The organism is Thermogemmatispora sp. (assembly GCF_019683755.1).
Classification (GTDB): Bacteria; Chloroflexota; Ktedonobacteria; order Ktedonobacterales; family Ktedonobacteraceae; genus Thermogemmatispora.
On record NZ_JADGHT010000113.1, the window covers coordinates 1 to 12,756 of the forward strand.

A 12,756-nucleotide genomic window follows, 5' to 3' on the forward strand; every position below is an offset into this window, starting at 1 on the left:
TTAGGGAGTGTCTGGTGGGCTCGGTGATGTGTATAAGAGACATCACCCGATAACGATTGATTTCCGCTCCAACACGCTTATGACAGCCGAGAATCAGGCCCTTCTCATTACAAAGGACAATGTTACTGGTGCGCCCCATGATCTCGGCAATCAAGTGCAGTCGCTGAGAGCCGGCAGAGGGCATGGTAGTGATGCCTTGCCTGGTGCCTTCAAGCTGCTCATCAGAACCTGCGGTCCGGGCCTCGTCCTCATCGTCAGGCCGGAGACGTATTCGAAAGATCAGATCAAGGACGCGCTCCCAGCGTGGCTGCTCGATGGCCTCAAGGCGTGCCCCCTCCAGATACTTACGCAGCAGCATGATAAAGGGCGGTGGCTCAGGGATGATCCGCGGTGGTTTCTGCAGCGTTAGATGCAAACGCGCAAACTGCGGATGAGTTGAAAGATAAAGCCAGCGCTTCTGTCCTTTCTCATCGACTCCCGCCCGTGGTGGACAGTAGCACTCGATGGCAATGGAGTGCTCCGTCGGCGGGATAATTGTTTCAACACGTGCACCAATTAAGAGTGTACGCAGTTCATCAGCGACAGCAGCAAGGGTGATGGCGTCGACATACATGCAAGAAACCTCACCGGTGGCTATAACGTTTCGGGATATTGTACAATTATAGCAGTCCTGGTTCATCCCTTACGCCGGGCAGGCGCCAGGGGGAGCAGATCGGCACCTCCTTCGCGTGGTCTTCTTCGCAAGTGTTGTGCCCCCGAGAAGCCTCATCTGTGCGTCACGCTGCCCGCGTAGCCAGCCAATCAGCCGTAGCCAATCGACTGAGTCAGTTGATCGGCGCGACCTGGTCACTCCGGTCACCCGGACGGATTAATCAACCAAGGGTCCGTCAGCCACACTGCGAGCGGTAGACACCTTGCAGGCGATCCAGGCCGCCTGAGTAGACGAATTGCAAGTCAATACGCTAGAAGACAGGGACGTCTATCGCCATCCACAAGTCAAGGTAACCCCGCAGGGAGGGAGCTACCCTTGTTCTGTCTTGCTGGTCTTGCAGCCGATGGTAATGAATGGGATGACCAGACCAACTCAGGCGATTGGCCAGGCACTCTGTCCGGGCCTGGCCCGCGACAGCAATCTCAGCAGCTCGGCAGCACAGTAGAGCATAGCACAGGAGAGCGGGAAAGCAGCATGTATCTTGAGATGGAGCCAACCGCCGAGAGAGAGGGCACCACGCTCCGGCCAGGAGAAAAACAAGGATTGCTCTTTGTGCTCTCCGCCCCCTCGGGGACGGGCAAGGATAGCGTCATTCAGGCGCTGAAAGGGCAGGGCTTGGATTTTCATGTGGTGACCTCGGTGACGACCCGCGCTCCCCGGCCTGGGGAGAGCGAGGGCCATCCTTACCATTTCATTAGTTACGAGGAGTTTCAGCGACTCGTGGCCAACGACGAGCTGATCGAGTACGCCAATGTTCATGGTCACTGGTATGGGCAGCCCCGCCGTCAGATCAAGGAGAACCTGGCAGCGGGTCGCGATGTCCTTCTCAAGGTTGATGTGCAGGGCGCTGCAACTATCCGGCGCAAGATCCCCCAGGCCATCCTTATTTTCCTGGCCCCTGAGACCCAGGAGGAGCTGGCTCAGCGCTTGAGCCGGCGTCAGACAGAAGACGCGGAGCAATTCCGTCGGCGTCTCGCCGATGCGGCTAACGAGTTGGCCCAGTACCACTGGTACGATTATCTGGTCATCAATCGCGAGGGCCAGCTTGCCCAGGCGGTCGAGCAGGTTCGTGCGATTATGATCGCCGAACACTGCCGTGTCCAACCGCGTTATGTGGAACTCTAAGGCAGCTTCAGATGTTTGAGAGGAGGCCGTATGACGGACGTACGTTTCGAGCAATCCGGTACCAAAGAGCGTAACTTAGCAATGGAGCTGGTACGCGTTACCGAGGCTGCGGCCCTGAGCGCAGGCCGCTGGATGGGACGGGGCGATAAGGAGAAAGCGGATCAGGCCGCCGTGGATGCCATGCGCCAGGCCCTTGACGGTGTCGATATGGATGGCGTCGTTGTGATTGGAGAGGGTGAGAAGGATGAGGCGCCTATGCTCTATATCGGGGAGCGCGTCGGGAACGGCTCTCCGCCACAAGTCGATGTCGCGGTCGACCCGATTGACGGAACGCGCCTGCTCTCCCTGGGCCTACCAGGCGCGCTGGCGGTTGTCGCTACCGCTGAGCGCGGTACCATGTACTCTGCGCCGCCCGGGGTCTTCTATATGGAAAAGATTGCCGTGGGTCCTGCAGCCCGGGACGTCATCGATATTAACGCCCCGGTCGCTGTGAATCTGGAGCGGATCGCCCGGGCCAAGGATGCCCAGATCGATGATCTGACTGTGATTATTCTCGACCGACCGCGCCATCAGGAGATCATCCGCCAGATTCGCGAGGCTGGTGCCCGCATTCGCTTGATCAGCGATGGCGATGTGGCAGCAGCTATTCTCGCCGCAATGGAAGACTACCGCGGCGTCGATGTCCTAATGGGCATCGGAGGCGCCCCAGAGGCTGTTCTGGCGGCAGCAGCTATTAAATGTCTGGGCGGTGCAATGCAATGCAAGGTCTGGCCGCGCTCAGATGAGGAGCGTGAACAGTTTAAAGCCGAGGGCATCGACGTTGACCAGGTGCTGACTATCGATGATTTGGTGCGCAGCAACGATGTCGCCTTCGCGGCTACGGGCATTACCAGCGGTGAGCTACTCGACGGCGTTCAGTACTTTGGCTGGGGCGCTCGCACTTCCTCTATTATGATGCGCTCGCGCTCCGGGACCGTACGTTATATTCAGGCGCGCCATAAGTGGCGCCGCGGTCTAGGTCCTGCCCAGGCTCAAACAGCTCGCTAGTCAGCCCAGACTCTCCTTTGACTGTGGTAGCGGTGCTTCCCGCTTCCCTCGCTTCGCACGCATCTGCCAGAGGTAGCCCATGTTCGTCTTTCATTGTAACAAGCAGACAAGCGGAGCGGGAAGCACCGTCGAGGTCCTGAGTCGGCCTTTTTCACCTCTGTCCAAAAGCGTCTCTTAGCCCCTTGGCTCTCTCCAATCGCGCTCTCCCTAGCTGGGCAAAGCAGTCGATGGCTCTCGCCCAGGAGAGTTACCTGCTCTCTGAGCGAACCAAGCCGTCAGAGATCCATAGCGTCCGCTCGCTGAGAGGCGGGAGCGCTACCAGTCCCCTTTTCGAGGAGTGGAAGTCAGCTAACTGACATATGTAACCTTCTTCCGTATTGCCCTTATAGAGATCTCGGAAGACAGGCCAAGAGGTGGCGCCGCCTTGCCTGTGGACAGGCCAAAAAGGAGAAGCATCCTTTCTAAGTCCTTGACAGGAGAGGAGGAGCTTATCATGCCTCTATCATCGCTTCGAGCGACAGTTTTGGCTCGTCGCACCCACGGCGAGGGTCCAGGCAGGCCACGCCCGCCGATCAGTATCTGGTTACGGCTGCTCAGCGCTGTCGTTCTCATTACCTTGCTTCTCGTGGCTTGTGGCGGTACCAGCAACCCTGCAGGCAACGGAACCACACCCGTGACCAGCAGCGTTCAACCTACAACTAGCCCCAGCTCGGCAGTTACCCCCCAAACAACTCAAGCAGCCTCTGGCGCAGCCGGTACAGCGCAAATACAGATTGTCGAGCAGAACGAGCGCTATCAGTTCGCCCCGCAGACGCTCACCATCAAGAAGGGCACACGAGTCACCTGGCTTAATAAGTCAGACGCGCCTCACACCGTCACGAGCAACAATGGGGCCTTTAGCGATTCGGGTATGATCGCCGCGGGAGCTACCTTCAGCTTGCTTTTTACAACAGCAGGCACTTATCAGTATCACTGTAGCATCCACACCTACATGACAGCTACCATCATCGTCACTGCCTAGGGCAGGCCACGCTCAGGAAGGAAGGGGGGATCAGCCGGGAGTAGAAGGGAGCTGGGGGCTCGTTTCAGGCCTGCGCTAGCGGTGGTGGAGCCGATTCCAGCGACCCGCTCATTGAGGCGGCGGAGAAGCGTGGTCTGAAGCGAGTCCCATCAGTCCGTGAGAGACTATTACAAGCGGGAGAGAGCAGCTAGCTAGTACAGCGATCTCTCAGGCCGACCGTGCCACTCAGAGGCGCTGGAGCTTCTCGATCACCGCATCAGCCACCTGGGATGTCCCTACCGCTGTTGGATCATCAGGGCGAGGCTTGAGATCGTAGGTGACGTTCTTCCCTTCAGCGATGACCTGAGCAATAGCCTTTTCCAGGCGATTAGCAGCCTCTTTCTCGCCTAAATGCCGCAGCATCAGCACGCCGGAGAACATCATCGCCATCGGATTGACCTTGTTCTGCCCGGCATACTTGGGGGCACTGCCATGTACTGGCTCAAAGACAGCGTACTGATTGCCAATATTCGCCCCGGGCGCTACACCCAACCCCCCAATGAGACCTGCTGAGAGATCAGAGACAATATCGCCGTAGAGATTAGGCAACACCAAGACATCGTATTGCTCTGGCTTCTGAACGAGCTGCATACAAATATTATCTACAATACGGTCTTCAAACTGGATATCGGGATATTCGCGGGCAACCTCTTGGGCCGTCGCGAGAAAGAGGCCATCGGAGAACTTCATGATATTGGCCTTATGAATAGCCGTGACCTTGCGGCGACCATGCTCACGGGCATAGTTAAAAGCAAAGCGAACAATGCGACGGCTGGCAGCTACCGAAATATATTTGAGGCTAATGGCAGATTCGGGGTCCAGGCGCATACCGCTGGTACGCTCTACAAGCTCAATCAGTTCTGCCAGCTCAGGTGAGCCGCGCTGAAACTCAATACCGGCATAGAGATCCTCAGTATTCTCGCGCACGATGATCAGGTCAACATGCTCGTAACGGGAGCGCAGTCCCGGGTAGGTTTTAGCCGGGCGAACGTTGGCATAGAGGTCCAGCTTTTTACGCAGGGTGACATTAGCGCTGCGCACCCCCTTGCCCACAGGGGTGGTAATTGGACCCTTGAGAGCCACTTTGGTGCGCTTAATCGATTCGATGACCTCATCGGGCAGAATGGTCCCCTGTTTCTCCAGGGTTTCCATGCCCGCCTGGCAGACCTCCCAGTGGAATTCCACTCCCGTCGCCTCCAGCACGCGACGAGTCGCCGTGGTAATCTCGGGCCCGGTCCCATCTCCAGGGATGAGGGTTACCGCATGCGGCATGAAGTCCTCCAGAACTGCAGAGTTTGTTTGTAGCACAGAGGTTGAGCAATCATGTAGAGATTATAGCACGAGCACCAGCCACAAGCCCACCTGGACAGTCGGACTACCCTGCTCAGGCAGGGAGCAGGCGCCTCATCCCCCAGCAGATACAAGCCGAGAGCCACTGACCTCAGCGCTCATCAGCCTCGGTCGGCGTGCCCGCCAGCGACATGCGGTTCTCTTGCTCTGCTGTCACTGCCTTGTCGGTCGTCTGTCGACGCCTGCTCTTGCTGCTCTCTGCAGTGGTCTTCTTCTGCCGCTTGCTTGACTTATTACTCTTGCTCTTAGCAGAGGAGGTTTTACCTGCGCTGCGCTTCTGACTTGTTGCTCTCGCCTTTCCATTAGAGGCCGCCCGAGAAGCAGCACTCGCTCGTGTGGCTGTGCGCTTGTGAGGGGCGTCTGGCAAGGCCACAGCTTCGGCCTCTTGAGGCGAGGCTTCTGCATGAGTTGTTCCATTCATAGAGGAATCGGCCTCTGCTTCTGGCTCTGCGCTTGCCCTGATCTTCTGACCGCGCTTGGAGCCCGAGCTTGACTGAGCCGGCTCCAGGCCATTCTGCTGGGGCCGCTCTTCGGGACCTTGCTGGGGTAGTACTTCTTCCTCGTAGCAGACCGGCTCTTGACTGCCACGTGGGATCACCATCAACCCACCACAGCGAGGACAGGGCTCCGGTACCGGGCGCTCCCAGATCGCAAAGTTACATGTGGGGTAATTGCTGCAACCATAGAAGGTACGCTTGGTCTGACGCGTCTTGCGCTCGACGAGATCGCCTCCGCACTGCGGACAGAGGGCACCGGTTTTGTTGACAAAGGAGCGTCCATAACGACATTCGGGAAATCCCGAGCAAGAGATAAAGCGCCCGAAGCGCCCACTACGAATGACCAGCTTTCGACCGCACTCGGGGCATAGCTCATCTAGCTCCTCGACCGGCTTCTGGACGCGATCCATCTCGGCCTCCGCTCTGGCCACCATCTCCTTGAAGGTCTCATAGAAATCGCGTAGAAACTCCGTCCAGGACTGGCGCCCCTCCTCAACGTTATCCAGCTTCTGCTCCATATCGGCAGTAAAGCCAACGTCGACGATCTCAGGGAAATGCTTGTTGAGCAGATCATTGACCGTCTCGCCAAGCCAGGTGGGCACAAAACGTCGCTGCTCCTGTGTGACGTAGCCACGTTCCTGAATAGTCGAGATAATGGGCACATAAGTACTAGGGCGCCCGATGCCTAGCTCTTCTAGCTCCTTGATCAGGCTGGCTTCTGTATAGCGCGGAGGAGGCTGCGTAAAGTGCTGCTGCGGCTGCAACTCATGGAGCACGAGCATCTCATCGACAGTCAGCTCCGGCAGGAGCCGCTCTTCTTCATCGCGTGGCCAGACTGCATAGAAACCCTGAAAGCGCAGGCGGGAACCACTGGCTCGAAAGACATACTGATCCGCCACAATATCGGCGCGCACCGTATCAAAGACAGCCGGGGTCATAAAACTGGCTACGAAGCGGCGCCAGATTAGACTATAGAGCTTGTACTGATCGGGCGTGAGATACTCACGCACAACCTCAGGCGTGAGCGTCACATCGGTCGGACGAATCGCCTCGTGAGCATCCTGAGCCGTGGCTTTGAGCTTGCCAACACGTCCCGGACCCACAAACGGCTGACCGTAGGTCTGTTCAATAAAGCGGCGTACACTGGCCTTGGCTTCCTCAGAGACGCGTGTCGAGTCGGTACGCATGTAGGTGATCAATCCCTGCGAGCCGCGCGGTCCCAACTCGATGCCTTCATAGAGCTGCTGAGCCAGACTCATCGTCTTCTTGGGCTTAAAGTAAAGGCGCGATGAGGCATCTTGTTGCATAGTGCTGGTCGTATATGGGAATGGCGGCTGGCGGCGCACTTCGCGCTGGAGCAAGCGCCAGACTGTGAAACTGGCACCACGCAGCTCAGCTAGAATGGCCTCGGCTTCCTGCTGATTGGCAATATGCAGACGCCGCCGCGTCTCCTCTCCACGACGCTCGCTCTCACCCTCCTGCATTCCCTCGTTCTCTTCGCCCTCAGAGGCCGCTTCCTCTTCCCCCTCTGATAGGTGCTGACCGACCAGCTCGCTGAGGCGCGCTACTAGTGTCGCTTCAAAGCGCTGCTGCTCTCCCTGCTTACTCAGTAAGGCAGAAATCGTCCAGTACTCTTGAGGAACAAAGTCCCGAATCTGTCGCTCACGGTCACAAATCAGGCGCAACGCAACCGACTGGACACGCCCCGCGCTGGTGCCCGACTGCACACGCCGCCAAAGCAGGGGACTAATCTTGTAGCCCACCAGACGATCAAGCACTCGGCGCGCCTGCTGCGCATTGAATAAATCTTCATTGATGGTGCGCGGCTTCTGGATCGCCTCCTGCACTGCTTTACGAGTAATCTCATTAAAGACAGCGCGGCGCGGATTCTTGAGCCCCAGGGTCTGCATCAGGGACCAGGCGATGAACTCCCCTTCACGATCAGGGTCGGGAGCTAGATAGACTTCCTCGGCCTTCTTCGACGCCGCCTTCAGTTCGGCAATGACGCCCTTTCGTTCCTCGATAATTTCATACTGCGGCGCAAAATCCTTGCGCGTGTTGACGCCAAGGCCCTTCTTAGGCAGATCGATAATATGCCCCATAGAGGCGCGTACTTCGAAATCGCGCCCGAGGAACTTTTCAATCGTCTTGGCTTTCGCCGGAGACTCAACAATGACAAGCTTCTTTGCCATTAATCAACCTGTTCCTGATTTGCAGATGTTATGCTGTCGAACGCCAGGTGAGCCGTTCAATCTCACAGGATAGGATAGCACACGTTGACAAGAGGGGTGACAACCCGAACCGCCAAGCGTTGGCCTTCCAGGCTGGTCACTGCTCTTCCTCTCATTACGTATGCTTTCAGAGTGAGATAACACAAGACGGCCCCCCGATCTTCCCCCGACCGCCAGAGCGAATGGCCTCAGCTTCCTGCAGACGCCAGCCTTCTTTCTCATCGGGAGTACAATAGAGGAGAATCCGCCCTTTCGTAGCTCTTACTCCATAAAGGCTGCTCGGCTCCTCTGTTCACCTTAGACCAGAGCGCGAAAGGAGAGGACGGGCAGAAGATGGATGGGAGGGTTGATGATGTCCGGTACTTTTGTGCGCCGCCAACAGAGAGCTGGCATGTCCACTACCAGCGCACTATCTTGCCGGCCTGGTCGCTTGGTGAGCGTGCTCCAGGCCCTCTTGCTGCAGGCCTGTCTTCTGAGTCTCCTGCTAAGCAGCAGCGCCTGTGAGCCGTTCGGCAAGGCCAGTACAGGGCCCAGAAGCGACCAGGCAGGAGGCATGACTAAGCGTGCGGCTGCCACAGCGACACCGACGCCGACGCCGACGCCGACGCCAATCCCCAAGCCGGTAGAGCAATATGGCTTCCAGAAAGGGATTGTCTATCCTAGCTGGAGCCGCAGCGCCTATGGTCTGAATGATCGCCGCTGGCAGGAGAGTCTACAAGAGATCCGGCGCAGCACTGCGGCTGAATGGCTAGAGATGCCAGTACTTTTCTCCCAATCGACCCCGGATGCAGTTGATATCGGCGTTGACCAGGCGGCGCCTAGTGTGGCCTCCTTTATTGCCGGCGTGCGCAAGGCCCATGAAGTAGGCTTCAAAGTCTTTCTTGCTCCCTTGCTCACTGTTCGCCAACCGGGTGGTTGGGCCGCCCTTGTTATGCCGACACCTGAGCGCCAGCAGCTCTGGTTTGACCGCTACTGGCAGGCTCTGCGGCCCTACGTCGAGGCAGCGGAAGCCAACGGCGTTGAGCAACTTGCCCTGGCTACCGAAATGGAATGGCTGCAAAGCAACGCCCCCGTTGCCCTTTGGCGGCAGCTTATCGGGCGCGTTCGCAGCATCTACACTGGTAACCTGACCTACGACATCAACTGGTCCACGATAGATCAGCCGCCAGCCTGGCTGGACGATCCCCGCCTCACCTTCATCGGCGTCTCTGAGTACATCTCCCTCGCCGATGCTCCCGTGCGGTTGGATGCCCAGACAATGATCGTCCTCTGGCGTGAGCAAATCAAGACGCGACTCGACCAGCTTGCCGAGGAGCTAAACCGGCGCATCGTCATCAGTGAAATCGGTTACCGCAATAGTGCTGATGCCCTTTACCAGGTCTGGTCACCTACCTCATCAGCGCCGGCAGACCCTCAGCAGCAAGCTGATGCCTACAATGCTGCGCTCACCAATGTCATGACAGATAAACACATCGCCGGCATCTTCTTCTGGGGATGGGATAGTGTAGCGCGTTTTTCGATCCGTGGTCAGAAAGCCGCTGAGGTACTGCGCCGCTGGTACACCGGCAGCCAGATCCGTGGCTCATGAAGCAAGACAATAGGCTAGACAGAGCGCGGGAGCGTCAAGCCAAAGCTCGCAGCACACTCAGTTCTCGACCAGTTCTAGATACGCCCTCTGGGGACCAGAAGATCTATCCCTGGCTTGCGGTCTTGACCGCTTCACGCGCGCATGCTATGCTGCAACTAGGCAACGAGAAAAATAGATACAACTATTGACACAGGCGCTGGTTCGGAGGAGAAGCATGCAGCAACATCGGCCATCTCAAGTGATCTCTCAGGGACCCAAGCAAGGTGAGTCCAGAGGGAGCAGATGGCTTCGGACGAGGAAAAGCCGCCCAGAAGTCAAGCCAGGATCAGTTACCGGAGCGGCAAGAGCCGGCCAGCGCTCACAGAGGCGCCGCCTCTCGCTGAGAGCAGCCCTGGCAGTAATCGGCGGGCGCGCCGCGGGAGCCTTAAGTCGCCGTCTCCGGCTTGGTGGTGGTACCAGCATAGTCGGCCTGGTGGCTCAACGACTCTACCCGGACATCATTCGCCACCTGGCTGCCCAATTGGAACACGGCTGTGTCCTCATCACCGGCACCAACGGCAAGACCACTACTAGCGGCTTTCTGGCCGCCATTTTGCGTGATGCCGGTCTACGCGTCTGGCGCAATCGGGAGGGGGCCAACTTGCTACGCGGCGTCGCCGGCGCTCTGGTAGTACGGGCGCTCCCCAACGGGAATCTCCGCCGCGCGGGTCAGGCTATCTCGGTCTTTGAAATTGACGAGGCGGTCATGCCCCAGGCCGTGCGCTTGCTACAGCCTCGTGCCGTTGTCTTTGTGAATCTATTCCGCGACCAGCTCGATCGCTACGGCGAGGTAGAAAGTATAGCCACTCTGTGGCGCCAGATGGTCAAGGAGCTGCCAGAGACGACAACTCTGGTTCTGAACGCTGATGATCCGGCAACCGCTAGCCTGGGTGAGCTGGCCCGCGGCCCCGTCCTCTACTTCGGCCTGGAGGATCTGACGCTGGATCTGAGCAGTCAGAACGGCCAGGGAACGCCAGGGGCCTACCAGGCTGTAGATAGCCGCAGTTGTGTCCGGTGTGGAAGTGACTATCAGTATAGCGCCCGCTTTTATAGCCACATGGGCCATTATCAGTGCCCTCACTGCGGTCTGGTGCGCCCTGCTCCAAGTGTACGCGCATTGCATGTCCGTCAGGATACCTTTGATCGCCTGCGCGTGACGGTCGAAACGCCATTGCACGAGGGCGAGATTGTGATCCCCTTGCCCGGGCTGTATAATGTCTATAACGCTTTGGCAGCGATCACTGCCGCCCAGGCCCTGGGGATCAGTTGGGCGCCAATCGTCTCAGGAATCGAGCAATTCAAGCCCGCCTTTGGACGGGGCGAGCGCGTGCAGGTTGCAGGACGAACCCTGCGCCTCTTGCTCGCGAAGAACCCTACAGGCTTCAATGAGGTACTGCGCACGCTCTTCAGCGAGGAAGTGCCACGTCACGTGCTTTTTGTACTCAATGATCATATTGCTGATGGTCGTGACGTCTCGTGGATCTGGGACGTGGATTTCGAACGCGCTAAGGGCCTGGTCGCTAGCTTGACAGTAGCCGGCACGCGTGCTTTCGATCTGGCCTTACGCCTCAAATACGCCGGCTTCGCACCCGAGGAGATGACCATTATTCCTTCAATACCCTTGCGCGCGCTCCAGGCAATAACTGGCCCCCAGCCGCGGGGACGGAAGGGCCGTGGCAGGATCAAAGATCAGCCTCGGCAGCGCCAGGCGGCTGCTGCAGCAACCAGCGCCATGACGACCTCCGCTACGGAGGAGCATACTCTCGCTCCCAGGGCAGCAGGGCCTTCGCTCCCAGGCTATGGTCTGGCAACAGCTTTGGATCAGGCTATCGAGCAAACCCCCGTCGGTGAGACCTTGTTTATCGTGCCGACTTATACGGGGCTGCTGGAGATTCATCGCGAGCTTGAACGGCGCGGGCTGACGCCTCACTTTTGGGAGGGACGAGACTAAATGCATGGTAGGCATGAGGCCCGGCTTACGCTGACGCTCGGGCATCTCTATCCTGATCAGCTCAATCTGTATGGAGATCGCGGTAATATTCTTACGCTGAAGCGTCGCTGTGAGCTGCGTGGCATTGAATTGCGTATCGTAGGCCTGGGTATCGGTGATGCTCTGGCCCCCGATGAGTATGATATGCTCTTCATCGGCGGCGGCCAGGATAAAGAGCAGGCCCCCGTGGCCCAGGACCTCTTCGAGACAAAGGGCATCGGTCTCTGGGCTGCTATCGAGGACGATATGCCCGTGCTGGCCGTCTGCGGCGGCTATCAGCTGTTGGCCCACTACTATCGTCCAGCTGAAGGCCCCGATATGAAGGGGCTGGGTGTCTTCGATGCCTGGACCATCCATCCAGGCCGGCGGGCACCACGCTGTATCGGTGATGTGGTCATTCGCTGGAATGGCATGACAGTGGTCGGCTTTGAGAACCACGGTGGACGCACTTACCTGGGAACAGCTCGCCCGCTAGGCAGGGTTCTTAAGGGCTATGGCAACAATGCCGAGGATGGCACCGAAGGAGCGGTCTATCGCAATGCCTATGGCACCTATCTGCATGGTTCGCTCCTGCCAAAGAATCCGCATTTCGCTGACCACCTGATCGGCCTGGCGCTGCAACGCAAGTATGGCCTCCGGCGTCTGACAGAGTTGACGATGCCGCCAGGCGAGATCATGAACGGCTCTACGCCCGCCCAGCTCGCTCCTGTGGATGATCCCGCCACCTTGCTGCGGCCTCTGGATGACCACCTGGAGTGGCAGGCTCATGCCGCTATTCTGGAGCGCCTGGGCCTCTACGAGGAGGCCACCGCCGCCTTACAGCGCACTGTGGCGGCGTAGAGGTTGCTTTGCTTGCTCTAGTATCGAGGATTGGGCCATTATGAGCTTCGATCGAACTCTGGCTCGCTGCTCTTTCTGCGGTCGGCGCCCCCCCGAAGTGAGACGGATGATCGCCGGGCCAGGCGCCGCCTATATCTGCGAAGCCTGCCTGCAGACGTGCAATGAGATCTTGCAAGATCCACGTCCGTTCTCTCCTCAGGCTCTAGAGCTGGCCTCACGCCCCCCCGTGGTCGTCGCCGCCCCGCTGGAACCCCCTACCCGCAGCGAGGGAGCGCAG

Annotated in this window: 10 protein-coding genes; 7 read left to right on the plus strand and 3 right to left on the minus strand. The window is 58.5% G+C overall.

The genetic code is table 11. From position 1 onward, the window contains the following. A partial coding sequence (locus IRZ24_RS09510; protein WP_297163083.1) for an NFACT family protein occupies positions 1-613 on the minus strand: 613 nt, incomplete at its 3' end. Positions 614-1,186: 573 nt separating this feature from the next. Between IRZ24_RS09510 and gmk the strand changes: the two genes are divergently transcribed. From gmk to IRZ24_RS09525, 3 genes are all read left to right on the plus strand, one after another. Next, positions 1,187-1,837 (plus strand): guanylate kinase, encoded by a 651-nt coding sequence (gene gmk, locus IRZ24_RS09515; RefSeq protein ID WP_297163085.1) that lies wholly within the window; start codon positions 1,187-1,189, stop codon positions 1,835-1,837. A 30-nt stretch (positions 1,838-1,867) separates the two neighbouring features. Further along, the gene (gene glpX / locus IRZ24_RS09520) at positions 1,868-2,884 is read left to right on the plus strand and encodes a class II fructose-bisphosphatase (RefSeq protein ID WP_297163088.1); all 1,017 of its coding nucleotides are present in this window, start codon (positions 1,868-1,870) and stop codon (positions 2,882-2,884) included. Between the two features lie 493 nt (positions 2,885-3,377). Next, positions 3,378-3,905, plus strand: a complete 528-nt coding sequence (locus tag IRZ24_RS09525; RefSeq protein WP_297163091.1) for a cupredoxin family copper-binding protein — start codon at positions 3,378-3,380, stop codon at positions 3,903-3,905. Between the two features lie 225 nt (positions 3,906-4,130). On the opposite strand, the gene IRZ24_RS09530 is transcribed toward IRZ24_RS09525, so the two are convergent. Beyond that, positions 4,131-5,216, minus strand: coding sequence for an isocitrate/isopropylmalate dehydrogenase family protein (locus IRZ24_RS09530; RefSeq protein WP_297163094.1), 1,086 nt, complete (start codon positions 5,214-5,216; stop codon positions 4,131-4,133). A gap of 169 nt (positions 5,217-5,385) precedes the next feature. Beyond that, the gene (topA, locus tag IRZ24_RS09535; protein WP_297163097.1) at positions 5,386-7,983 is read right to left on the minus strand and encodes a type I DNA topoisomerase; all 2,598 of its coding nucleotides are present in this window, start codon (positions 7,981-7,983) and stop codon (positions 5,386-5,388) included. Between the two features lie 592 nt (positions 7,984-8,575). Between topA and IRZ24_RS09540 the strand changes: the two genes are divergently transcribed. The 4 genes from IRZ24_RS09540 to IRZ24_RS09555 form a co-directional block, all read left to right on the plus strand. Then, positions 8,576-9,610, plus strand: a complete 1,035-nt coding sequence (locus tag IRZ24_RS09540; protein WP_297163100.1) for a hypothetical protein — start codon at positions 8,576-8,578, stop codon at positions 9,608-9,610. Between the two features lie 472 nt (positions 9,611-10,082). After that, positions 10,083-11,600 (plus strand): MurT ligase domain-containing protein, encoded by a 1,518-nt coding sequence (locus IRZ24_RS09545; RefSeq protein ID WP_297163102.1) that lies wholly within the window; start codon positions 10,083-10,085, stop codon positions 11,598-11,600. After that, on the plus strand, positions 11,601-12,479 hold the full coding sequence (locus IRZ24_RS09550) for a hypothetical protein (protein WP_297163105.1): 879 nt from the start codon (positions 11,601-11,603) through the stop codon (positions 12,477-12,479). It begins immediately after the preceding gene. Between the two features lie 40 nt (positions 12,480-12,519). Further along, positions 12,520-12,756, plus strand: a 237-nt coding sequence (locus tag IRZ24_RS09555; RefSeq protein WP_297163108.1) for a ClpX C4-type zinc finger protein, incomplete at its 3' end; no start/stop codon positions are given.

Bases quoted from the DNA above. Each gene is read 5' to 3' on its own strand.
- IRZ24_RS09530 (WP_297163094.1), bottom strand. From the start codon at position 5,216: ATGCCGCATGCGGTAACCCTCATCCCTGGAGATGGGACCGGGCCCGAG.
- IRZ24_RS09525 (WP_297163091.1), top strand. From the start codon at position 3,378: ATGCCTCTATCATCGCTTCGAGCGACAGTTTTGGCTCGTCGCACCCAC.
- glpX (WP_297163088.1), top strand. From the start codon at position 1,868: ATGACGGACGTACGTTTCGAGCAATCCGGTACCAAAGAGCGTAACTTA.
- IRZ24_RS09540 (WP_297163100.1), top strand. From the start codon at position 8,576: ATGACTAAGCGTGCGGCTGCCACAGCGACACCGACGCCGACGCCGACG.
- gmk (WP_297163085.1), top strand. From the start codon at position 1,187: ATGTATCTTGAGATGGAGCCAACCGCCGAGAGAGAGGGCACCACGCTC.
- topA (WP_297163097.1), bottom strand. From the start codon at position 7,983: ATGGCAAAGAAGCTTGTCATTGTTGAGTCTCCGGCGAAAGCCAAGACG.
- IRZ24_RS09550 (WP_297163105.1), top strand. From the start codon at position 11,601: ATGCATGGTAGGCATGAGGCCCGGCTTACGCTGACGCTCGGGCATCTC.